This is a genomic window from Burkholderia oklahomensis C6786 (assembly GCF_000959365.1).
GTDB lineage: Bacteria > Pseudomonadota > Gammaproteobacteria > Burkholderiales > Burkholderiaceae > Burkholderia > Burkholderia oklahomensis.
In genome coordinates this window covers 285,981-308,034 of record NZ_CP009556.1, presented here as the reverse complement: position 1 = coordinate 308,034, position 22,054 = coordinate 285,981, and the positions used below count along the sequence as shown (strand labels likewise).

Sequence of the window (22,054 nt, the reverse complement as noted above, 5' to 3'; positions counted from 1 at the left end):
TCACGCCATCTCGCCGACGCACGCGTCGAACGCCGCGATCAGCCGATCGACGTCGTCCTTCGTCGTTGCCGGGCACGCCAGCATCATGTTGTGGAACGGCGTGATCAGCACGCCGCGGTTCAGCAGATACAGATGCACGATGTGCTCGAGTTCGCCGTCGAGCTGCGCGCCGGCGATCGTGCCGTTGCGCGGCGGCGTCGGCGCGAACTGGAACTCGGTGCGCGCGCCGATCCGCGTCACGCACCACGGCAGCCCGCGTCGCGCGATCACGCGTTCGAGGCCGGCCGCGAGCCGCTCGGCGAGATCGAACATGTGCGCGTACGCGGCGTCCGTCATCACGTCGGCGAGCGTCGCGCGGATCGCGCGCATCGCGAGCATGTTCGCGGTCAGCGTCGTGCCGATCCCGGAGTGGCCGGGCGGCGCGCTCGCCTTCGCGTGCTGCGCGCGCTCGGCGAACGACGCGCTGAAGCCGTACACCGCGCACGGCACGCCGCCGCCGATCGGCTTGCCGACGACGAGCAGATCCGGCTCCAGCCCGTGCGCAACCGCATAGCCGCCGGGGCCGCTGCTGATCGTATGGGTCTCGTCGATCGCGAGCAGCGTGCCGTAGCGGCGCGTCAGCTCGCGCGCTTCGCGCCAGAAGTCGGGATCGGGCAGCACCATGCCGATGTTCGTCATCGCCGGCTCGGCGAGCACGCACGCGACGTCGCCGTCCTCCAGCGCGGCTTCGAGCGCGGCGAGATCGTTGAATTCGACGACGCGCGTGTAGGCGAGCAGATCGTGCGCCTGGCCGAGCAGGCTGTCGCGCTGCGCCGGCTTGCCGTCGACGAGATCGACGAACACGTCGTCGACGGTGCCGTGATAGCAGCCGTTGAACACGACGATGTGCTTGCGGCCCGTCGCCGCGCGCGCCCAGCGCAGCACGAAGCGGTTCGCGTCGCTCGCGCTCAGCGCGAATTGCCAGTATGGCAGCCGGAAGCGGCGCGCGAGCTCCGCGCCGACCCACGCGGCATCCTCGCTCGGCAGCATCGTCGTGTAGCCGCGCGTCGCCTGCTCGGCGAGCGCGCGCGCGACGGGCTCGGGCGCGTGGCCGAACATCGCGCCCGTGTCGCCGAGGCAGAAGTCGACGTAGCGATGGCCGTCGACGTCGGTGAAATGCGCGCCGCGCGCGTGATCGACGTACAGCGAGAACGGCGTCGACCAGTCGCGCATCCAGTGCAGCGGCACGCCGAACAGCAGGTGTTGCGCCGCTTCGGCGGAAAGTGCGCGCGACTTCGGCATCGCCCGTTCGAAGGCGTCGCGTTCGTGTGCGAGGAGCGCGCGGGCGCGCGCCAGGTTGACTCCGTGGCGGATCTCCAAGTTTGGCTCCTTGTGCGGGGTGAAACGGAATCGCGAAACGTCGACGAAAGCTTCGCATATTCATGCGGGTTGGTCGATCCGGGCGGGATGGGTGGGGGCGGGCGGTGGGCGGGCGCGAGGGTCGGCGTTCGGGCGGATGCGCGGGGGAAGGCAGGGCGCGGCGGGAAGTGCCGGGAAGTGGCGGGAATTGGCGGCGAGTGGAAGTGAGCGGTTGATTGCGGCTCGTCAGAAGTCCGCCGAGCGTCGACGACGCGCAGCCGGCGCGCGCTCGCGCCGCCGCCGACGGCCGGGCGTCGCGACCTCCGCCCGGATCGCCGCCGCGCGCATCACGTCTGCCGCGCGTGCTTCGCGACGCCGGCCGTATCGCTGAGACGCGTGAGCCGCGCCGCGAGCGCGGTCGCCTCGTCGAGCGACGCGACGGCCTCGTGCGGAATCCCGAACGCCTTGACGGCCGTCTTCCCTTGCTCGGCGACCGCCGCGCGCCGGGCAGGATCGGGCTCGACGCTGATGAGCGCCTGGCACACCGCGCCGAGCTCGGCCTTGTTCTGCTTGAGCCAGATCGCGCGGTGCTTGCGGTCATCGTGGCTCTCGTCGGCTTCGAGCGACACGTACACGATGACGAACGGCGCGCCTTGGCGCATCAGCGCGTCGATTTCCTTTTCCCATTGCGGCGCGTAGCCGGGCGTCGCGGCGCTCGCGCGGAACACGCACATCGGAAACCGGCTGACGTCGTGCACGACGAAATCCTGCGGATCGAGATTCATGGCAAATCTCCCGGGACGGATGAAAAAAAAGCAATGAAAATGGCGATGCGGGAGGCGGCGCGCATCAACGCGCGCGCCTCTGCGGCGGGCCGTCGGCTTGCGCGACCGGCGCGTCTTGCCGCCAGCCCGCGCCGAGCGCCTTGTACAGCGCGATCACGCCTTGCACCCGCGCGAGCCGGCTCAACGCGAGCGCGTCGCGAGCGCGGTACGTCGCGCGCTGCGCGATGAGCACCGACAGGTATTCGTTCAAGCCGTTGCGGTAGAGCCGCGTCGCGCGCGACTGCGCGTCCTGGCTGCTGCCGACCGCCGCGACGAGCGCCGCTTGCCGGTCGCGCTCGGCATAGATCGCGGTCAGCGCGTCTTCGACCTCGCGGAACGCGACGCGGACGCGCTGCGCATAAGCGATTCGCGCGGCTTCGGCCGCGGCTCGCGCGGCGCTGACGCCCGCCTTCGCGCGGCCGCCGTCGTAGAGCGTCTGCGTGCCTTCGAGCGCGACGGACCACGCGACGTTCGCGCTCGTGAACAGGTCCTGCACGAGGCTCGCGGTCGTGCCGAGGCTCAACGGAATCGCGAAATGCGGGAATTGCGCGGCGCGCGCGACGCCGATCTGCGCGGTCGCGGCCGCGAAGCGCCGTTCGGCGGCGCGGACGTCCGGCCGCTCGCCGATCATGTCCGACGGCAGCGTGACGGGCAACCGCGGTGCGGCGGGCAGCGTCGCGCCGGGCGCGCTCAGTGCGTCGCGCAGTTCGCCGGGAAAGCCGCCCGTCAGCACGCCGATCGCGTGCGTGAGCCGCGCGACGTTCGCCTGCAGCGGCGGCAGCGCGGCCTGCGCGAGCTTGAGCTCGGCGCGCGCCTGCGCGACCTCGAACGACGTGCCGAGTCCGCGCCGTTCCGAGCGCTCGGTCAGCCGCCGCGTTGCGTCGAGGCTCGCGACGTTGTCGGTCGCGATCTGCAGCCGCGCCTGGCTCGCGCGCAGCTCCGCGTAATCCGAAGCAAGCTCGGCGAGCAGGCTCACGAGAATCGCGTGGCGATCCTCGTCGATCGCGTCGACCTGCGCATCCGCCGATTCGATCGCGCGCCGCGCGCCGCCGAAGAGGTCGAGCTCCCACGACGCGTCGAAGCCGAGCCGGTACGTGCGCGATTGCCCGATGCCCGGCGGCCAGTCGAGCGCGCGCGACGAGCGCAGCGCTTCGGCGGTGCCGCTCGCGGAGACGGTCGGGCCGAGCCGGCTCGCGATCTGGTCGCGCTCGGCGCGCGCCTGCAGCAGCCGCTGGCGCGCGATCGCGAGATCCTGGTTGCCTTCGATCGCCTGCGCGATCAGCTTGTCGAGCAGCGGATCGCGGAACGCGCGCCACCAGTCCTGCAATTGCGCGGGACCGGCTCGCACGGCGCCGTCGCCGCGCTCGGTCCAGTCGGACGGATGCGACGGCCGCGGCGGCCGGTAGTCGGGGCCGACCGCCGTGCACGCGGTGAGCGCGATCGCGCAGGCGCCGGCCGCGAGCGCGGCGGCGAATCGTGCCGGACGAAAAGGAGTGAGCCGCATCGCAGCCGCCTACATCAACGTGCGCAGCCAGGACGCGAGCCGGCCGCGCGGCGTCGCGCGGCGGCCGGACTCGCCGATCTCGACGCTGCAGGTCATGCCGGCCGCGAGCAGCACGCCGGCCGGCACGTGATCGAGCTCGATGCGCACCGGAATCCGCTGCGCGAGCCGCACCCAGCTGAACGTCGGATTGACGGTCGGCAGCCCGAGCTCGTCGAGGTTGCCGTTCTCGTCGGCGATGCCGCGGCCGATGCTCGTCACGTGGCCGCTCAGCAGCGGATCGAAGCCCATCAGCTTGATCTGCGCGGGCGCACCCGCGGCGATGCGGCGCAGCTTCGTCTCCTCGAAGTAGCCGGTGATCCAGAAGCTGTGCGCATCGAGCACCGAGATGTCCGGCTTGCCCGCGACCGCGTAATCGCCGTGGCGCAGGCGCAGATGCGTGACGTAGCCGTCGACCGGCGAGCGCAGCGTCGCGCGTTCGAGATCGAGCTTCGCCACTTCGCGCGCGGCGAGCGCCTTCCGATGCTCGGCCTGCGCGATCGACACCGCGCGGTTCGAACGCTGAATGTCCTCTTTCGGCACGAGATCGTCGAGGCCGGTGCGGCGGCGCGCCTCGTCGTTCTTTTGCCGCATCGCCTCGGCGGTCGCGGCGACCTGCGCCTCGGCCTGCTCGACCGCGAGCGCGAAGCGCTGCGGATCGATCCGGTACAGCACGTCGCCTTTCGACACGCGCTGATTGTCGACGACCGCGACTTCGATCACGGTCCCCGACACTTCCGGCGCGATCCGCACGACGTGCGCGCTGACGCGGCCGTCGCGGGTCCAGGGGGCGAGCACGTACGCGTGCCAGAGTGCGGCGACGAGCGCGATCGCGAGGCCGACCGCGACGAGCGTCAACAGGGAACGGGTCAAGGGTTTGAGCGACATGACGCAACTCGGTGAACTAGAGATAAAGAACCAGTGCGGCGACGAGCACGAGCGAGACCGCGAACTCGAAGAGGGCCGGGTGCCACACGCGGCGCAGCAGGCCGGCGCGGGCGAGCGCGGCCCGCACGGCCATGTAGAGCGGCACGGCCACGCACGCGTAGACGAAGAACGGCGGCAGATAGATGCCGGCCACGGCGAATTCACTGAGCACGGCGAGGCGTCTCCGGAGCGGGGGTGAAGTACGCGGCGTGCGTGTGCAGCAGCACGTACACGTCGGCGAACGCGGCCATCAGCCGTTTCAATTCGGCGTCGTGGCCGGGATGCGCCGTGACGAGCCGGGCGATCGCGCGCGCGGCGCGGCGTGCGTGCATCGCGGCGCGCGCGGGTTCGGCGGCGCGGCGAGCGAGCCGTGCGAGACCGGCGCGCGCGCAATCGAGCGCAGGCGCGGGCAGATCGTCGCGCGCGACGAAGCGGCGGATCCGCAGCAATTCCTTGCCGACGTGCAGCGCCGCGAGGCCTTCGACGGCCGCCTGCGTCATCGCGGCCGGCTGGCTCTTCAAGAGCGCGCCGAGCTGCGCGATCCGGTGCTGCTGCCGCTGCTGCCACTCGGACGCCGCCGGACGCTTGTCGGCGAGCAGCGCGAGCGCGTCGTCGCGGACCGTGCGGCGCAGCCGCGCGATGTCGGCGGCGAGATTGCGCGGCAGGATGAGCTGGAACGTGAGCAGCGTGATGAACGTTGCGAGCAGCCATGCGACCGATTGATTGAAGAACAGGCCGACGTCCGGATGGAACGGATTGGCCGCCGCGTTCAGCGTGTTGAACGCGACGAGATAGGCGAGGCCCGCGAGCGCCGTCTTCGGCACGCTCGTCGCGTAGATGCCGGGCAGCCAGAACAGCGCGAGCGTGACGGCGAGGAGCGGGAAACCCTCGATGCGCGGCAGGATGCCGAACGCGCAGACGAACGCGGCGGGCGCCGCGACGACCGTGCCCTTGATGAATTCCTTCGCGCCCGCGGCGGGATTGCCGGCCGTCGCGAGCAGCGCGCAATACGGCGCGACGACGAGCAGCATCATGTCGCCCTGATCCCAGCCGGTCGCGATCCAGATCGCGCCGGTGATCACGATCGCGCACATCGAACGCACGCCGTTCTGCACGGCCGAGCGTACGTCGCGGTGAAAGCGCACCGGCGCGGGCTTGCCGTATGGCCGCGGTCTTTGCAGCTCGGCGAGGCCGCGCAGCGCGGCGAGATAGTCGTCGATCTGTTCGAGCAGGCGCTCGCCCGCGATCAGCAGCGCGGCTTCGTCGCGCGGATCGGCGAACGCGATCTCGGCGAGCGCGGTCTGGAAGCGCGCGCGCGCCGCGCCGAGCAGCGCGACCGCGCGCGCGGTGCCGCCGGGACCGTCGGCGAGCGCATCGGCGGCGGCTTGCCATGCCGCTTCGAGCCGCGGCTGCAGGCTCGCGATCGCGCGCGCGCTCGGACTGTCGGCGGGCAGCGGCGGCGCGCCGCCCGCGAGCGCGCCGAACAGCGACGCCATGCCGTGCCGCACGGCCATCGCGCGCTGCGCGAGATCCTCGGATTCGGCCTTGCCGAGCGCGAGCAGATCGTCGATCCCATAGATGTCGGCAAGCAGCGCGAGCCGCTTGTCGTCGCCGGGCGCGGCCGCGATGCCGCCGCGCTGCGCGGCGACCGCGCGCGCGACGGCGGCGGCGAGCCGCGTCACCAGCGCTTCGAGCTTCGCGCGGACGTCGCGCGTGCTGAGCAGCATCGACACGAGGCTCAGGCACAGCACGCCGATCACGACCGTCGAGCCGCGGCCGATCACGTGCTCGAAGGTCAGCGCGGGGCGCTGCATCGCGCCGTACGTCGCGAGCCCGATCGTATAGCCGGCGACCACCGTGCCCGACGCGCGGAAGTGCCGCAACAGCGTCATGCCGGCGACGCACAGACCGAGCCAGAAGCCGAAGCCGAGAATGAACAGCAGCGGCTTCTGCGCGAACAGTCCCATCAGCACGAACGCGACGAGCATCCCGGCGATCGTGCCGACGACGCGCCACACACCCTTGCCGATCACCGCGCCTTGCACGGGATTGATCACGAGCAGCACGGTCGACGCGGCCGAGTACGGCGTTTCCAGCTCCAGCAGATACGCGACGCCGAGCGCGAGCGCGGCCGCGACGATCGAGCGTGCGATATAGGCGCCGCGCGCCGTGAACAGGTCGATGCGCGCGACGAGCGCCGCCGCCGCTCGGCTCACGCGTCCGGGCGCCGCCGCGACGGCGGCCGTCTGATCTGCTGCGTCACGCACTGCTTGCGCTCCGTGATGAATGACGAAAGCAGTCTACGGGCGTCGCTCGCGCTCAGAAAAGTGAGGTCTTTGCAATCGACGAGTGCGTAGGGCGCACGGGTCGAGCGCGCATTACGCGTGCGCCGGCTGCAACGCCGTCTGGCCGGTGCACAGCCCGCGCACGACGCGGCGCAGCCATTGGTGCGCGGGGTCGCTCTGAACGCGCGGATGCCACGCCTGCGTGATCAGCACCGTCTCGAGCGGCACCGGCAGCTCGAACGTGCGCACGCCGAGCCCCGCCTGCACCGCGCCGCGCGCGAGATGCTCGGGCAGCGGCAGGATCAGGTCCGACGCCTGCAGCGCGAAGACCGCCGCGTACGGCGTCGGCACGACGAGCGACACGTGGCGCCTCAGCCCGCGCTCGGCGAGCGCGGTGTCGACCGGCCCGGACGACTTGCCGCGCCGCGACACGCCGATGTGCGGCCAGCGCGCGAAGCGCTCGGGCGTGATGTCGTCGTCGAAGATCGGATGATCGCTGCGCGCGAGCCCGACGAACGTCGTCGTGAAGAGCGGCTGCACGCGGATTTCGGGCCCGAGGCGCCGCGACGCGCTGATGAACAGATCGATGCGGCCGCTGCGCAGCGCGTCGTCGTCGATGTCGTCTTCCTCGGGCGTGAAGCGCAGCATCGCACGCGGCATCCCGCGCTCCATCTCCTCGAGCAGCCGGCCGCTGTGCATGCCGACGAAGATATCGTTCGCGCGCACGTTGAACTGCTTGTCGAGCGTGCGCAAATCGACTTCGGCGCTCGGCGCGAGCAGTTGCGACGCGCGCTCGACCGTCTCGCGCACGACGCCGCGCAGCGCGAGTGCGCGCGGCGTCGGCACCATCTTGCGGCCGGCCTGGACGAAGATCGGATCGCCGACGGTTTCGCGAATGCGCGCGAGGGTGCGGCTCATCGCGGGCGGGCTGAGATTCATGCGGCGCGCGGCGCCGACGACGCTGCCTTCTTCGAGCAGCGCGTCGAGCGAAATCAGCAGATTCAGGTCAGGTGCCATCGGCTCCTCCGTGTCGTAGCGTGCATGCCACGCAATGGTAGTGCGAGAGCCGATCGTCTGGCGTAACTGCGGCGCACGCATCGATTGCGCGGCGCGCAACTTCGGGTGGACGCATCGGCGAGATCATCCGCCGGCTCCGGCATGCGACGGCGCGCGGGCCGCGTCGGGCGGCAGTGCGCGGACCGCGGCGAACGTGCCGTTCACGTACATCAGCGGGTTGATGTCGTCCGACATCGCGAGGCGCGTCACTTTGCCGACCAGGATCGAATGCGAGCCGACTTCGAACTGCTCGAGCGTGTCGCAGAAGAACGATGTCTGCGCGTTCTCGAGATACGGCAGGCCGGTCGCCGCGTCGATGCGCCACGCGCCGTGCGCGAAGCGCGTGTCGGAGCCGGAGACGCTGCACGCGAGCGCGAGCGGCGCATGGCAGCTCTGCAGCGCGTTCACGCAGAAGCGTCGGCGGTCCGTGATCGACGCGTGAATGCTCGCGCGCTTGTTGATGCAGACGAGCACGGTCGGCGGATCGAGCGACATCGACGTGAACGAACTCGCCGTCATCGCGCACGGCGCGCCCGCCGGGCCGTCGCCGCCCGTCGTGACGATCGTTACGGTGGCGGCAACGCCGCGCATCGCTTGTTTCAGTTGCTGCGCAATTTCCGCGGTATTCGACATGATGCGGTCCCATCGCGAGAGGCCCCGGCGCCGTGCGTCGCCGCGCGGCGCCGGGGCGAGGCGTCACATCCGATAGGCGTCGGCCCAGGTCCAGTCGTACGACTTGAAATCGGCGCGGCGCGATTTCAGCTCGGCGTCGCGCGCTTGCTGCTCGGGGCCGTCGGGCAGGTGAAACACGCCGCCGTTGCCGGCGGACGCGAGCTGGATTCGCGCGCTGCGGTCGAGCCGCAGGCGCTGGTACTCGAGCAGCGCGTCGCCGAGCGCGTCCTTCGACGCGAGGCCCGTCACGCAGCGGCCGAGCACGACCGCGTCCTCGAGCGCCTGCGCCGCGCCCTGCGACTGGTACGGCAGCATCGGGTGGCACGCGTCGCCGAGCAGGCACACGCTGTCCCACGCCCAGCGCGACAGCGGCTGGCGGTCGTGCAGCGACCAGCGGCTCAACTCCGACGCGCAGCGGATCAGGCCGACGAGCCGCGGGTCCCAGCCGTCGAGCTCCGCTTCGAGCGTCGCGCGATCGCCCTTGCTGCTCCACGATTCGCGCGTGCTGCCGTCGCCCGGCACGACCACGACGAGGTTCAGCAGCTTGCGGCCGCGCACCCAGTAGTGGATCGCGTGCCGGCCCGGCCCGAGCCAGATCGTCACCTGCGGCTCGGCAACGATCTCGAACACGTTCGAGCGCGGATCGATCGCGCGGGCATCGATCAGCGCGCGATATGCGTCGTCGCCGCTGTAGTGCGGCGCGTCGTCGCCGAGCAGCGCCTGCCGCAGCGTCGAGTGGATGCCGTCCGCCGCGACGACGAGGTCGGCGCGCCAGCGCGTGCCGTTCGCGTCGACGACGCTTGCGCCGTCGGGCCCGTGCGCATCGAGTCCGCGCACCGCGACGCCGCCTTTCACGTCGACCGGGTGCCCGGCGGCCGCCGGGTCGCGCGCGGCGTCGAGCAGCGCCGCGTGCAGATCGGCGCGATGCGCGTTCCAGTACGGCGCGTTGAACGCTTCCTCGACGCCCGCGCCGAGCGGAAAGGCGCCGAGCAGGCGGCCGTCCTGCCAGCGGCGCCGGATCGTCGCGGTCGGCGCGACGGCCGCGAGCCGCCGCTGGTCGAGCACGCCGAGCGCGCGCAGCGCGCGGCTCGCGTTCGGCACGACCTGAAGCCCCGCGCCGACTTCGCGAAACGCCTTGCTTTGCTCGAGGACGGTCACGCGATGGCCGGCGCGGCGCAGCGCGAGCGCGGCGGCAAGCCCGCCGATTCCCGCGCCGACGACGGTCGCGCTGAGTGAAGTTGTCGTTGTCATAGGCTGGTTCGCCTCTCGTTCGGAGTGGATCGAAGCGGCGTCACAGGCGCGGCAGCACGTCGCGAGCGAAGACCTCCAGGTTGTTGCGCATCAGGTCGAACGGCTGCGCGCCGTAATCAATGTGCCACAGGATCGCGTCGAGGCCGAGATCCGCCTCGAGCACGCGATTCCGCTCGCGCACGGTGTCGGGCGCGCCGAGCACCGCGGTCGCGTCGAGGTCGGCCGTGTCCATGCCGCTCATCTTGTTCTTCATTGAGGAACGCTCGCCGTCGCGAAAGGCGGCGCTTCGTCGAACGGAATCGCGGCATTCGCGACACGGCCCGCCGTGCGGTCCGGTCCGATCGTCACCTCGACCGGACCGGCTTCCGGGCCGGCTTCTCGACGCGGCACATTCACGCGGCGCATTCATGCCGCAAGCCGCGCGTCAGCCCCTCAGCGCGTCGAGATTCAGCGTGTACGAACGGCCGATCCAGACTGCGGCGTCGCGATGATCACGCAGTTCGTCGCCCGTGTTCGGATGCAGGAACACGTCGAGCGCGTCGTGATGGAGCACGAGCCACGGAACGACTTCGGCGAACTGCGACGGTTCGAACGCGATCTGATACGACCACGCCGGATGCGGCCCGACCAGGCGTTCGTGAAAGCGGCCGAGCTGCACGGTCGCGCCGAAGCGCCGTTCGATGATCTCGCGAAGCGCCCATGCCGCGTCGCGGCTCGCTGCGTCGAAATACACGTGGGCATGCCAGCCGGTGATGGCGGCGACGTTGGATGAAGTCATGGCGGTTCTCGGAGTGTCGGCGTGTGTCGCGGCGCCGGGCCCCTGGCCGGTGCGCGGCGTTTTCGATGGCGGCGCGTCTTGGGCGCCGGCTCATGGGCATCGTAACGCGGTGCGGGGAAGCGTGCTCGCCGACGACGAGCGTCTGCTCAGCCCGGCGGCGCTCGACGGCTCTCGCGGGCCACGCCGATCGACGCGACGAAAACATGCGACGAAAGCGCGTGCGGCAGAAGGGCGTGCGGCAGAAGGGCGCCCTGAACCGATACGTGAACGCTGGCGCCGGCGGCATCCGATGCGGTTCGCATCGGCGTCGTTGATCCGCGAATGTCGACCGTCGAATGCCGCGCCGAACGACGGGCCGAGAAGACGCGTCGCCGCACGCGGCGCAAACGGCGATGAGAATCCGACAAGGCGCGCCCAAAAACAAAAGGCGCGCCGGACGGAATCCGGGGCGCCCTCGTCGACGGCGGCGGACGCTGCCGCGTCCGCATCGCCTGCGGCCGTCAGGCCGCCGCGGCCGGCTTCGCCGACTTCTGCAGCTTGCCCTTGCCCGCGCGCTGGATCTCTTCGAGTTTGATCTCGACGTGGCGCGAGAACACGTACTCGGCCGGACGCTGCTTGTCGATCGGAATGTCCGGCGCGAACTTGCCTTCCGTCTTGATGCCGCTCATCGACACCTTCAGCGCCTTCAGCGGATGCGCGATGGTGTCCATCACGGCCGTCGCCTCGAAGCCGCAGTGGACCATGCAGTCCGCGCACTTCTCGTAGTTGCCGACGCCGTAATTGTCCCAGTCGGTCGTTTCCATCAGCTCCTTGAAGGTCTTCACGTAGCCTTCGCCGACCAGGTAGCACGGCTTCTGCCAGCCGAACACCGTGCGCGCCGGGTTGCCCCACGGCGTGCACTTGTAGGTCTGGTTGCCGGCGAGGAAGTCGAGGAACAGCGACGACTGGCTGAACGACCAGCGCTTGCCGCCTTCGCCGCGCTTCAGGATCTCGCGGAACAGGTTCTTCGTCTTGTCGCGGTTCAGGAAGTGCTGTTGGTCCGGCGCGCGCTCGTACGCGTAGCCCGGCGACACCGTGATGCCGTCGACGCCGATCGGCTTGAGCGTGTCGAAGAACTTCGCGACGCGCTCGGGGATCGCGTCGTTGAACAGCGTGCAGTTGATGTTCACGCGGAAGCCGCGGCGCTTCGCTTCCTTGATCGCCGCGACGGCCTTCTCGTACACGCCTTCCTGCGACACCGAGTGGTCGTGCATGTCCTGGTCGCCGTCGAGGTGGACGGACCAGACGAAGTACGGACTCGGCTGGTAGTCGTCCATCTTCTTTTCCATCAACAGCGCGTTCGTGCACAGATACACGAACTTCTTGCGCTTCATGATGCCCTTGACGATTTCCGGCATTTCCTTGTGCAGCAGCGGCTCGCCGCCCGCGATCGACACGACGGGCGCGCCGCATTCGTCCACGGCCTGCAGGCATTCTTCGATCGACAGCCGCTGGTTCAGGATCGGATCCGGATAATCGATCTTGCCGCAGCCGTTGCACGCGAGGTTGCAGCGGAACAGCGGCTCGAGCATCAGCGCGAGCGGATAGCGTTTGTTGCCGGACAGATGTTGGCGCACGATGTACGCGCCGACGCGGGCTTGCTGGAGCAGCGGAATAGACAAGAGATGTCCTCCTTAAACTTCGCGGGCGACAGCTTGCGTGAGCTTCGCCGGCAACTTGAATTCGACTTTTTCCTCGCGGCCCGACATCGTCGCGACCTCGACCGGACCGAGCGCGCGCAGTGCGGCGATCACGTCCTCGACCATTTCCTCGGGCGCCGACGCGCCGGCCGTGAGACCGACCGCGCATGCGCCGGCGAACCATTCGGCGCGGATTTCCGAGCCGTCCGCGACGAGATAGCTCGGCACGCCGCTTTCGGTGCCGATCTCGCGCAGCCGGTTCGAGTTCGAGCTGTTCGTCGCGCCGACGACGAGCAGCACGTCAACCTGTTCGCTCAGCTCGCGCACGGCCGCCTGGCGGTTCTGCGTCGCGTAGCAGATGTCGCGCGTGTCCGGGCCGACGATGTCGGTGAACCGGCGCTGCAGCGCCTCGATGATGCCGCGCGTGTCGTCGACCGACAGCGTCGTCTGCGTGACGTACGCGATGGGCGTATCGGCGGGCAGCGTCAGTGTGTCGACCTCGGCTTCGCTCTGGACGAGGATCACCTCGCCCGGAATCTGGCCGATCGTGCCTTCGACTTCCGGATGGCCGGCGTGGCCGATCAGGATCAGCCGCCGGCCGGCCGCGACGTACTGGCGCCCCTGCACGTGCACCTTCGTGACGAGCGGGCAGGTCGCGTCGAGGACGTCGAGGCCCCGGGCCTCGGCATCCATTTCGACGGTCTGGGCGACGCCGTGTGCACTGAAGATCGCGACGGCGCCGTGCGGCACTTCGTCGAGTTCCTCAACGAATCGCGCCCCTTTATTTCTCAGGTTTTCAACGACGTGCCGATTATGAACGATCTCGTGACGTACATAGACCGGCGCGCCGTGCTGTTGCAGCGCGCGCTCGACGATCTCGATCGCGCGGACAACCCCCGCACAAAAGCCGCGAGGCTGGGCAAGGATGACTCGCATATTTGGGCGAACTCCGACGACTGACGCGGGTTGCGAGCGGCCGGCAGGCCGGGCCGATCGCCCCAACTTGGATGTTATGAATGCAGGAACGGGCCCGGCACCCCGAAGTAATCGCGCATTTTAACCCTATCGGCTTTTGCGTGCTTTACCGTTCCTGACGTTGTGGCAATTGGAGCAACCCCGGAGGTCCGGCGCTTGCGCGCGTCAAACCCAGTAAACTAGGCGGTTTTCACCGATCCTTTCGGTTCGCTGACGCCGGAAGGCACTTAAAGGGCTGATTTGCATGGAAGTCGATCGTAACGAAACGGGCGCGGCGGCGCGCGGGGCCGCCTGCGCGGGCCGCGCGCCGGGCCGCCGCGGCGCACGGGCGGAGGGCCGCGCATGACGCTGATCGTCGTGTTTCTGCTGTCGTGCCTGTCGCTCGTGATCTGGCTCGTGCTGCTGTTCGGGCGCGGCGGCTTCTGGCGCGCGCGCCCCGCGCGGCGCCTGCCGCCCGACGCGCGCGGCGCGGCCGCCGACGCCGGCTGGCCCGCGGTTGCGGCCGTCGTGCCCGCCCGCGACGAGGCCGACGTGATCGGCGAGGCCGTCAAGTCGCTCGTCGAGCAGGACTACGCAGGCCCGTTCCATCTGATCGTCGTCGACGACCACAGCGCCGACGGCACCGCCGACGCCGCACGCGCGGCCGCGGCGGCGGCCGGCCGCGCCGACCGGCTGACCGTGCTGAGCGCGGAGGCGCTGCCTGCCGGCTGGTCGGGCAAGGTGTGGGCGCAGTCGCAGGGGATCGCCGCGGTGCGCTCGCTCGGGCTGCCCGCCGACTATCTGCTGCTGACGGATGCCGACATCGGCCATCCGCCGGACGCGGTCGCGCAGCTCGTCACGCGCGCGCAGGCCGAGAAGCGCGATCTCGTGTCGCTGATGGTGCGGCTGCGGTGCGATTCGTTCTGGGAAAAGGCGCTGATCCCGGCGTTCGTGTTCTTCTTCGCGAAGCTCTACCCGTTCTCGTGGGTCAACGATCCGCGCAACAAGACGGCGGGTGCGGCGGGCGGCTGCATGCTCGTGCGCCGCGACGCGCTCGAGGAGGCGGGCGGCATCGAATCGATCCGGGGCGCGCTGATCGACGACTGCAGCCTTGCCGCGCAGCTCAAGCATCGCGGCGCCGGGCATCACCCGATCCGGCTCGACCTGGCCGAGCGCAGCGTGTCGTTGCGCCCGTACGATAGCTGGCGCGACATCTGGAACATGATCGCGCGGACCGCGTTCACGCAGCTGCGCTACTCGCCGGTGCTGCTGCTGGGCACGCTCGTCGGAATGACGATCATCTATCTGGTGCCGCCCGTCGCCGCGCTCGCGTATGGCGCGCGCGCGTGGCCGGCGTGGCTCGCGTGGGCGTCGATGTGCACCGCGTATGCGCCGATGCTGAGCTATTACCGCCGCTCGCCGTGGTGGGCGCCCGCGCTGCCGCTCGTCGCGCTGTTCTACGTCGGCGCGACGGTCGCGTCGGCGGTGCGCTACTGGCGCGGCAAGGGCGGGCAGTGGAAGGCGCGCGTGCAGGCGCCGGTGCAGGATCGCTGACGCGTCGTGACGGCGGCGCGGTCGTCGCGCGCCGCGATTCGGCCGCCGCCGCTTCGCCCGGTTCGGAGCGCGCGTTGGCGCGTGAAGCAACCGTTTTCGCTATCTTTGGGCGATGCGTTGTCCCGATCGGTCCGGCTGTCTCGGGGCAATCCGGCGGCCAAAGGCATTCGCATCCAGCGATTTCCGGCTGTCACGGTCGTGCTTTTTCGGAGACTGCCGTTCGCGCCGCCGTTCCGGCCGCTCGATCGCCTCGGGCGCAGGGGCCAATCCGGGCCATGCGGCATGGACACGCCGTTCGCCGCATTCATTCCCGCGTCTTCGGGGGCGACGGTTCGCGTCGTCGTCGTCCAGTCGCTCGATCGGTCCGGACGCCCTGGTCGATGTGCGCAATGCAGCTGCCGATAGCGGTTCGGCGCGCCGGCAAGGAGCCGGCGCGCCGTCGCCGCATCACTTCTGCGTGAGCAGCATGTATAGCTGGATCACGACGTCCGGCGAGAACGTGAACGGCACCCAGCCGTAGCCGCTGTGTCGCGCGACCAGCAGGCGGTCGCCGTTCATCTGTTTCTGCACCGCCATCAGCGGATTGCGCGTCGACACGAAGCGCCAGCCGTTCGGCAGACCGGTCGGCTGCTCGATCGTCATCGATGCGCGCGCGTGAGCCAATTCCTCGATCAGTTGACTGAGCTGTTGCGGCGGCAGCGACACCGAGCGCTCGCCGAGCGCGAGCGTGATCTCGTCCTGCGACGGCCGTGCGACATGCAGCGACGGCTGGCCGTTCGTCGCTTGCATCGTCGCGACCGGCGCAGCGGCTACGACGACCGCGCGGCTCTGCTCGGCCTGCGACGCGAGCGATTCGGCCGTCGCCTTGTAGCTCGCGGCGCGCGCGGCGGCGGCTTCCGCGGCCGAGCGTTCGGTCATGGCCTGCGTGAACAGCGACTCCGCCGCCTCCTTGTCGGCCGCCGCCTGCGCGGCGGCCTGCTCGGCGGTTGCGCGGTCCGCGGCGGCTTGTGCGGCGAGTGTTTCTGCCGCGGCCTTGTCGTTCGCAGCCTGCGCGGCTGCGGCGTCGGCGGCACTGCGTTCCGTTGCCGCTTGTTCGGTCGCGCGTGCGTCGGCGGCTGCGCGCTCGGCCGCCGCCTGCGCGGCGAGCAATTCCGCTGCCGCCCTGTCGGCCGCCGCCTGCGCGGCGGCGTGCTCGGCGGTTGCGCGGTCCGCGGCCGCTTGGGCGGCGAGCGCTTCGGCTTTCGTCTTGTCGTCGGCGGCCTGCGCTGCAGCCTGTTCGGCCGCGGTGCGATCGGCTGCGGCTCGCTCGGCGATGCTCGCATCCGCCGTCGCGCGCTCGGTCGCCGCTTGGGCGGCGAGCGATTCGGCCGTGGCCTTGTCGGTCGCGGCTTGGCGTGCGGCTTGTTCGGCTGCGGCCCGGTCGGCGGCCGCTTGCGTGACCGCGTGCTCGGCGGTCGCGCGCTCCGATGCCGCCTGCGCGACGAGCGATTCGGCGGAGCTCCTGTCGGCGGCGGCTTGAGCCGCCGCGTGTTCCGCGGCTGTGCGATCCGCGGCCGCCTGCGCAGCAAGCGCTTCGGCAGCGGCCTTGTCGGCCGCGGCCTGTTCCGCTGCCGCGCGTTCGGTTGCGGCTCGTGCGACCAGCGACTCGGCGGCCGATTTGTCCGCCGCCGCTTGCGCCGCGGCGTGCTCGGCAGTTGCGCGATCCGCTGCCGCCTGGGTGGCGAGCACTTCGGCTGCGGCCTTGTCGGTGACTGCCTGCGCAGCGGCGGCTTCGGCCGCGGCCTGGACGGCGGCAGCCTGCGTCGCGAGCGACTCGGCGGCGTTCTTGTCGGCAGCCGCCTGAGCGGCGAGGGTTTCGAGCGTCGACCGTTCGACGGACATCTCGGCGGCTTCCGCGTGCTTCGCGGCGGCTTCTTCGGCGGCGGCCTGCGCGGCGGCCTTGTCTGCGGCGGCAGTGGCGGCGGCTTCCTGGGCTGCGCTCGCCACCGCACACACCGTATGGATGAGCTGATCGACGCGGCTGTCGAGCGTATCGATCTGATCGTTCATGTTCATGCGTGCATTCTCTACGTAAGACCCGCGATTTTACCCGCAGGCCCTGCGTAGGTCCGAACGTTGCATGTAACAAAATGCTGGTAATGCAATGGCGACAGCTGTTGCGACGATTGCCGGGCGTGTTGGTCTGCGTCGTTGGAGGCGGTTCGGACGATTTGCGGCGACATCGGGCGAGATGCCGATAGATGACGGCATGAAAATCGATGCGTGCAGGCTTCGCCGCGTTGGCAATCATCCGATTGCCGAGTTTCCATGTCGGCATGTGGCGGCGCGCTTCACGTCGGCGGCGACCGGACGCGCCGGCAGGCGCTGCCGGCGACGGGCTGGCGGTGTTCGTCGCTGTATCGGTCGAGATATCCACAAATAAGCGACGCGAATGCCGACGCAGATGAGGCTGCGCCGTGTTTGGCGATCCCGAATCGCGTGTACTTCCGGTGGCGCGCACGAGGTTGCAGGCGCGTCTTCCGCAACCGGATGCGCCGGTCGGCGTCGTTCGCGACGCGTTGGCATCGATCGCATCTACATCAGGCGACATGCGGGCGGATGGCGGCGCGAAGCGCGGCGATGGACGCATGACCGCATGCCGCTCGGCGTATCCCGGGCGACACGCCTTCGATCGCCGGTGCCCGCGTCAGCGCGTGGACGCCGGATTTCGCGTTTTCCGCAAGAAGACGAGGCGATGTGCCGATGTCCCGCCGCGAGCCGCGAAGGCAAAACCGGATTGCGGTAGATGCGGGCCTTGAAAAGCGCGTGCCGAATCGCCGCTCGACCGCCGTCGATCGCCTCATCGCCTCCGAAGCGGCGCAGCGATCCGCCCGCGCTCGCGCGCCGCTCAGCGCAAATAGCCCGCCTGCCGGAACCAGTCGAGCGCGTCGCGGATGCCTTCGCGATACGGCCGCGCGCGATAGCCGAGCTCGCGTTCCGCCTTCGCCGACGTGAAATACATCTTGTTCTTCGACATCCTGAGCCCGTCGACCGTCACGAACGGCTCGCGCTTCGTCACCTTCGCGACCGCCTCCGCGCCGAGCGCGATCGGATACAGCGGCCAGCGCGGCAGCGCGAGCGTCGGCGCCTTGCGGCCCGTCAATTGCGCGATGTCGGCGAGCATCGTCTGCAGCGGCAGGTTCTCGCCGCCGAGGATGTAGCGCTCGCCGATCCGCCCGCGCTCGAGCGCGAGCAGGTGGCCGAGCGCGACGTCGTCGACGTGCACGAGGTTCAGCCCCGTGTCGACGAACGCCGGGATCTTGCCGAGCGCGGCTTCGACGATGATCCGGCCGGTGGGCGTCGGTTTCACGTCGCGCGGGCCGATCGGCGTCGACGGATTGACGATCACCGCGGGCAGCTTGTCGTCGGCGATCATCCGCTCGACCGCGCGCTCCGCGAGCACCTTGCTGCGCTTGTACACGCCGATCGCCTGCTCGGCCGCGAGCGGCGACGACTCGTCGGCCGATGCGCCCGACGGCGTCACCTTCAGCGTCGCGACGCTGCTCGTGTAGACGATCCGCTCGACGCCCTCGGCGAGCGCCGCGCGCATCGTCGCGACCGCGCCTTCGAGATTCGCGCGCTCGATCTCGAGCGGGTCGGGCGCCCACAGCCGGTAATCGGCCGCGACGTGCAGCAGGTAGCGCACGCCGCGAAGTGCGGCGCGCATCGACGCCTCGTCGCGCATGTCGCCCGTCGCGATTTCGGCGTCGAGATCCGCGACGTTCGTGCGCGGGCTCGTCGGCCGCACGAGCACGCGCACCCGATAGCCTTGCTGCCGCGCGGCGCGCGCGACGGCAGAGCCGACAAAACCGGAAGCGCCGGTCACCAGAACGAGATCGCGTTGTATGTCAGTCATAGTCCTCATGGCCGCGCGGTCGTGCGGCACGGCTTGTTGTGCGTCGTGCGAGATTGTACGTGGTCGCCCCGCCTGGGCGACGCGCCGTCCGTCGAGCGCCGTTCACGGCGCGCGACTACAATGCCGGGCTTGAATCGATTGGATGACACGGGGGATGCGATGAACGGCGACGATCTGGACGAGCGGATCGAAACCTATTACGTGCGGGTGCGCGGCGTGGTGCAGGGCGTGGGCTTCCGGCACGCGACCGTGCGCGAGGCGCATGCGCTTCGTCTGCGCGGCTGGGTCGCGAATCTCGACGACGGCTCGGTCGAGGCGATGCTGCAAGGCCCGGCGCCGCAGATCGACCGGATGCTCGCGTGGCTGCGGCACGGGCCGCCCGCCGCGCGCGTGACCGAGGTGACGTTCGAGGAGCGCCGGACCGACAAGCGCTTCGAGCGCTTCCAGCAGCATTGACCGCCGCGTCCGAGTATCCGCAGGCGGGGCGCGGGATCGCGCTGTCGGTGGTGGCGTCGGCGCTGTTCGCGCTGCTGTCCGCGTACGCGAAGCTGCTCGCGCCGCTGACGGGCCTCGACATTTTCGCTTGGCGGATCGTCTGGACCGCGCCCGGGGCGATCGCGGTCGTCGCGCTGCGCGGCCGCTGGCCCGCGTTGCGCGAGCTGCTCGCGCGCGCGTTCGCGAACCGGCGGCTCGCGCTGTCGCTCGCCGCGAGTGCGGCGCTGCTCGGCCTGCAGTTGTGGTTGTTCCTGTGGGCGCCGCTGCACGGCCGGATGCTCGAGGTGTCGCTCGGCTATTTCCTGCTGCCGCTGACAATGGTGCTCGTCGGGCGCTTTCATTACCACGAGCGCTTGAGCGGGCTGCAATGGCTCGCGCTTGGCTGCGCGGCGTCGGGCGTCGCGCACGAGATCTGGGCGACGCGTGCGTTCGCGTGGCCGACGCTCGTCGTCGCGCTCGGCTATCCGCCTTACTTCGTGCTGCGACGCCGTGTGAACGCGGATTCGCTCGCGGTGTTCTCGGTCGAGATGCTCGTGCTGCTGCCCGTCGCGGCCGCGACGCTCGCGATGGACGGAACGAGCGTCGCCGGTCGGCCGCTCTTATGGGCGATGCTGCTGCCGGGCCTCGGCGCGATCAGCACGCTCGCGCTCGCAAGCTATCTGAAGGCAAGCCGCATGCTGCCGATGGCGCTCTTCGGGATCCTCGGCTATGTCGAGCCGGTGCTGCTCGTCGCGGTCGCGGTGTTCGTGCTCCGCGAGACGCTGTCGTGGCAGCAACTCGCGACGTACGCGCCGATCTGGGCGGCTGTCGCGCTGACTGCGTGGCACGGATTTCTGCTCGCGCGGAGGTAGGCGGGGATGGGTTCTGCTCGCGTGCGTTTTGTTCGCGCGACGCGCTCGGCGGACGTTTCGACGAACGTGCGGCGTGCTTAGGATACCGAACGCCGAACGCCGAACGCCGAACGCCGAACGCCGAACGCCAAACGCCAAACGCCAAACGCCAAACGCCAAACGCCAAACGCCAAACGCCAAACGCCAAACGCCAAACGCCAAACGTGCAGCGCGCCGATTACGCCGACTAATCGGCCCACCCAACCGATGAACGCGCCGCGGACGGACTGCCGCGCATATTGATTGCGCCGCGCGCCTGCCGATCGATTCCTTTCGCCGCGATTACGCATCTGCCCGCATGCGCCGCCTGTCGGCGCGCATCGATCGCGCGACACGCATGCGAATCCCGCGCATCGCCTCAGCGAGCACGCCGCATGTCCGCCTGCATTCGCGACGCGCGATCCGTCTTGTAATCCGTCTAAAGATTTCGTTTCATTTTGTTACTTAGGGCATACCCTTAGCGGCGATTAGAATTTTTCGAACGAATTCTCTCGCCTACGGGCCCGCCCATGAACGGTCATGTTTTCACGTCGCAGGGGCGCTGCTCCTTCACGTCGGCGCATCGCCGGATAATTCGCCGGTATTCGCTTCCGATCGCAGCCGAACGGCTTGCGAGCCTGATTGTTCCGCTCTCCGTCGCCGGCGCGGCGCTTGCCCCACGCGTCGACCCGGCCGCGCGATGAGTTTTCCCGCCATGTCTCCCCAAGCGGCCGCCGGACGCTCGATCGAGGTCGACTTCTTTCGCGGCCTCGTGCTGCTGACGATCGTCGTCGATCACATCGGCGCGAGCGTGCTGTCGCACGTGACGCTGCATGCGTTCGCGCTGTGCGATGCGGCCGAGGTGTTCGTGTTCCTCGGCGGCTTCGCGACCGCGAGCGCGTATCTCGCCGTCTGCGCGCGGCACGGCGCGGGCGCCGCGCGGCGGCGTTTCGTGCGGCGCGCCGCGCAGATCTATCGCGCGTTTCTCGCGACGTCGACGCTGATGCTCGTCGTGTCGGCCGTGCTCGACCATTACGGGATCGACGCGCCGAACATGGCGCTCGACGACATCAGCGTGCTGCTCGCGTCGCCGCTCACGGGGCTCGTCGAGCTGCTGACGTTCAAGCGACAGCCGTATCTCGCGTCGGTGTTGCCGATGTATGTGCTGTTCGCGCTCGCGACGCCCGTCGTCGTGCCGCTCGCGCGCGCGAAGCCGTGGTGGCTGCTGTTCGGCAGCGTGCTGTTGTGGGGCTGCGCGCGCTGGCTCGCGGCCGAGCTCCTCGATACCGACTCGTCCCGTTGGAATTTCAATCCGTTCGCGTGGCAGCTGATGTTCGTGCTCGGCGTGCTCGTGCGCTGCTGGCCGCTGCATCGCGACGTCGCGGTGCGGCCGGGCGGGGCCGCGATCACCGCGGTCGCGCTCACGGTCGTACTCGCGTGCGCGTATTACAAGCTGTTTTCCGGGCTGCCGCTGCCGGAAGGCGAGTTCAAGCGCAATCTCGCGTGGCCGCGCGTGATGAACTTCGTCGCATTCGCGTGGTTGATGGCCGAACTGGTTCGCCATGGCTGGATCGCTCGGATCGCGCGAGCGGCGTGGCCTGTCGTGGCGGTCGGACAGCGCGGGATGCTGTGCTTCGTCGTCGGCGCGGCGATATCGCTGACGCTCGATTCGGTGCTGCACGGGATGCACGGCAATGCGCGGATGCTGCAGTTCGGCGTCGGTCTCGCCGCGGATGCGTGCGCGCTCGCGCTGATGCTGACCGTCGCGAGCTCGGGGCAATTGTTCCAGCGCATTCGCAGGAATGCGCCCGCGTAACGCAAGCAGGTGATGCGCACTGCGAATCTCTTTCATGTGCGCTCGCCGTCCGCCACGTCGTACGCGCTGCACGCATCGCTCATTCCACGATGAGCAGTGCCGCCGCGACGTCGTGCTGGTC

The 22,054-nt window shown here is 69.9% G+C and carries 19 protein-coding genes; 4 read left to right on the top strand and 15 right to left on the bottom strand.

Translation table 11 applies throughout. The annotated features are described in order from the left end of the window. The 13 genes from BG90_RS19435 to ispH form a co-directional block, all read right to left on the bottom strand. On the bottom strand, positions 1-1,359 hold the full coding sequence (locus tag BG90_RS19435) for an aspartate aminotransferase family protein (RefSeq protein WP_010120809.1): 1,359 nt from the start codon (positions 1,357-1,359) through the stop codon (positions 1-3). Between the two features lie 326 nt (positions 1,360-1,685). Then, positions 1,686-2,123, bottom strand: coding sequence for a hypothetical protein (locus BG90_RS19430; RefSeq protein ID WP_010110670.1), 438 nt, complete (start codon positions 2,121-2,123; stop codon positions 1,686-1,688). A gap of 64 nt (positions 2,124-2,187) precedes the next feature. Then, on the bottom strand, positions 2,188-3,666 hold the full coding sequence (locus BG90_RS19425) for an efflux transporter outer membrane subunit (protein WP_010120807.1): 1,479 nt from the start codon (positions 3,664-3,666) through the stop codon (positions 2,188-2,190). Between the two features lie 9 nt (positions 3,667-3,675). Beyond that, a complete protein-coding gene (locus tag BG90_RS19420) occupies positions 3,676-4,590 on the bottom strand; it encodes an HlyD family secretion protein (RefSeq protein WP_025990399.1) in 915 nt (304 codons plus the stop codon). A gap of 16 nt (positions 4,591-4,606) precedes the next feature. Then, the gene (locus BG90_RS33295; protein ID WP_025990398.1) at positions 4,607-4,801 is read right to left on the bottom strand and encodes a DUF1656 domain-containing protein; all 195 of its coding nucleotides are present in this window, start codon (positions 4,799-4,801) and stop codon (positions 4,607-4,609) included. Beyond that, positions 4,791-6,896, bottom strand: a complete 2,106-nt coding sequence (locus BG90_RS19415; RefSeq protein ID WP_052712373.1) for an FUSC family protein — start codon at positions 6,894-6,896, stop codon at positions 4,791-4,793. Before BG90_RS19415 ends, BG90_RS33295 begins: the two co-directional genes overlap by 11 nt. A gap of 111 nt (positions 6,897-7,007) precedes the next feature. Beyond that, a complete protein-coding gene (locus BG90_RS19410) occupies positions 7,008-7,931 on the bottom strand; it encodes a LysR family transcriptional regulator (protein ID WP_010111335.1) in 924 nt (307 codons plus the stop codon). A 123-nt stretch (positions 7,932-8,054) separates the two neighbouring features. After that, entirely contained in the window at positions 8,055-8,603 is a 549-nt protein-coding gene (locus BG90_RS19405) for a flavin reductase family protein (protein ID WP_010121771.1), read from the bottom strand. 63 nt (positions 8,604-8,666) lie between these two features. Then, positions 8,667-9,893: an FAD-dependent monooxygenase gene (locus tag BG90_RS19400; protein ID WP_010121768.1), complete on the bottom strand. Its 1,227-nt coding sequence runs from the start codon at positions 9,891-9,893 to the stop codon at positions 8,667-8,669. A gap of 40 nt (positions 9,894-9,933) precedes the next feature. Then, complete coding sequence (locus tag BG90_RS19395) at positions 9,934-10,146, bottom strand: oxidoreductase (protein WP_010111343.1); 213 nt, start codon at positions 10,144-10,146, stop codon at positions 9,934-9,936. A gap of 171 nt (positions 10,147-10,317) precedes the next feature. Continuing rightward, positions 10,318-10,671 carry a DOPA 4,5-dioxygenase family protein gene (locus BG90_RS19390; protein ID WP_010121764.1) on the bottom strand — a complete coding sequence of 118 codons (354 nt, stop codon included), beginning with the start codon at positions 10,669-10,671 and terminating at the stop codon, positions 10,318-10,320. Positions 10,672-11,171: 500 nt separating this feature from the next. Further along, entirely contained in the window at positions 11,172-12,332 is a 1,161-nt protein-coding gene (gene hpnH, locus BG90_RS19385; protein WP_010111350.1) for an adenosyl-hopene transferase HpnH, read from the bottom strand. Positions 12,333-12,344: 12 nt separating this feature from the next. Next, complete coding sequence (gene ispH / locus BG90_RS19380) at positions 12,345-13,286, bottom strand: 4-hydroxy-3-methylbut-2-enyl diphosphate reductase (RefSeq protein WP_010111352.1); 942 nt, start codon at positions 13,284-13,286, stop codon at positions 12,345-12,347. Between the two features lie 381 nt (positions 13,287-13,667). On the opposite strand from ispH, the gene BG90_RS19375 reads away from it, so the two are divergent. Further along, on the top strand, positions 13,668-14,858 hold the full coding sequence (locus tag BG90_RS19375) for a glycosyltransferase (protein WP_045568360.1): 1,191 nt from the start codon (positions 13,668-13,670) through the stop codon (positions 14,856-14,858). A 447-nt stretch (positions 14,859-15,305) separates the two neighbouring features. On the opposite strand, the gene BG90_RS19370 is transcribed toward BG90_RS19375, so the two are convergent. Together BG90_RS19370 and hpnA are read right to left on the bottom strand one after the other, a co-directional pair. After that, positions 15,306-16,913, bottom strand: a complete 1,608-nt coding sequence (locus tag BG90_RS19370; RefSeq protein ID WP_045568359.1) for a hypothetical protein — start codon at positions 16,911-16,913, stop codon at positions 15,306-15,308. Between the two features lie 832 nt (positions 16,914-17,745). Further along, on the bottom strand, positions 17,746-18,753 hold the full coding sequence (hpnA, locus tag BG90_RS19365) for a hopanoid-associated sugar epimerase (protein ID WP_010120788.1): 1,008 nt from the start codon (positions 18,751-18,753) through the stop codon (positions 17,746-17,748). Between the two features lie 159 nt (positions 18,754-18,912). Between hpnA and BG90_RS19360 the strand changes: the two genes are divergently transcribed. The 3 genes from BG90_RS19360 to BG90_RS19350 all read left to right on the top strand — a co-directional run bounded on the left by BG90_RS19360 (position 18,913) and on the right by BG90_RS19350 (position 21,933). Beyond that, positions 18,913-19,209, top strand: a complete 297-nt coding sequence (locus BG90_RS19360; protein ID WP_010110663.1) for an acylphosphatase — start codon at positions 18,913-18,915, stop codon at positions 19,207-19,209. Further along, positions 19,206-20,099 (top strand): EamA family transporter RarD, encoded by an 894-nt coding sequence (gene rarD, locus BG90_RS19355; protein ID WP_010120787.1) that lies wholly within the window; start codon positions 19,206-19,208, stop codon positions 20,097-20,099. The genes BG90_RS19360 and rarD overlap by 4 nt, the downstream gene beginning before the upstream one ends. Positions 20,100-20,817: 718 nt before the next feature. After that, complete coding sequence (locus BG90_RS19350; RefSeq protein WP_025990397.1) at positions 20,818-21,933, top strand: OpgC domain-containing protein; 1,116 nt, start codon at positions 20,818-20,820, stop codon at positions 21,931-21,933. The last annotated feature ends 121 nt before the right edge of the window (positions 21,934-22,054 follow it).

Bases quoted from the DNA above. Each gene is read 5' to 3' on its own strand.
- BG90_RS19400 (WP_010121768.1), bottom strand. From the start codon at position 9,893: ATGACAACGACAACTTCACTCAGCGCGACCGTCGTCGGCGCGGGAATC.
- BG90_RS19350 (WP_025990397.1), top strand. From the start codon at position 20,818: ATGAGTTTTCCCGCCATGTCTCCCCAAGCGGCCGCCGGACGCTCGATC.
- BG90_RS19395 (WP_010111343.1), bottom strand. From the start codon at position 10,146: ATGAAGAACAAGATGAGCGGCATGGACACGGCCGACCTCGACGCGACC.
- BG90_RS19405 (WP_010121771.1), bottom strand. From the start codon at position 8,603: ATGTCGAATACCGCGGAAATTGCGCAGCAACTGAAACAAGCGATGCGC.
- ispH (WP_010111352.1), bottom strand. From the start codon at position 13,286: ATGCGAGTCATCCTTGCCCAGCCTCGCGGCTTTTGTGCGGGGGTTGTC.
- BG90_RS19425 (WP_010120807.1), bottom strand. From the start codon at position 3,666: ATGCGGCTCACTCCTTTTCGTCCGGCACGATTCGCCGCCGCGCTCGCG.
- hpnA (WP_010120788.1), bottom strand. From the start codon at position 18,753: ATGACTGACATACAACGCGATCTCGTTCTGGTGACCGGCGCTTCCGGT.
- BG90_RS19420 (WP_025990399.1), bottom strand. From the start codon at position 4,590: ATGTCGCTCAAACCCTTGACCCGTTCCCTGTTGACGCTCGTCGCGGTC.
- BG90_RS19360 (WP_010110663.1), top strand. From the start codon at position 18,913: ATGAACGGCGACGATCTGGACGAGCGGATCGAAACCTATTACGTGCGG.
- BG90_RS19370 (WP_045568359.1), bottom strand. From the start codon at position 16,913: ATGAACATGAACGATCAGATCGATACGCTCGACAGCCGCGTCGATCAG.
- BG90_RS19430 (WP_010110670.1), bottom strand. From the start codon at position 2,123: ATGAATCTCGATCCGCAGGATTTCGTCGTGCACGACGTCAGCCGGTTT.
- BG90_RS19375 (WP_045568360.1), top strand. From the start codon at position 13,668: ATGACGCTGATCGTCGTGTTTCTGCTGTCGTGCCTGTCGCTCGTGATC.
- BG90_RS19410 (WP_010111335.1), bottom strand. From the start codon at position 7,931: ATGGCACCTGACCTGAATCTGCTGATTTCGCTCGACGCGCTGCTCGAA.
- BG90_RS19390 (WP_010121764.1), bottom strand. From the start codon at position 10,671: ATGACTTCATCCAACGTCGCCGCCATCACCGGCTGGCATGCCCACGTG.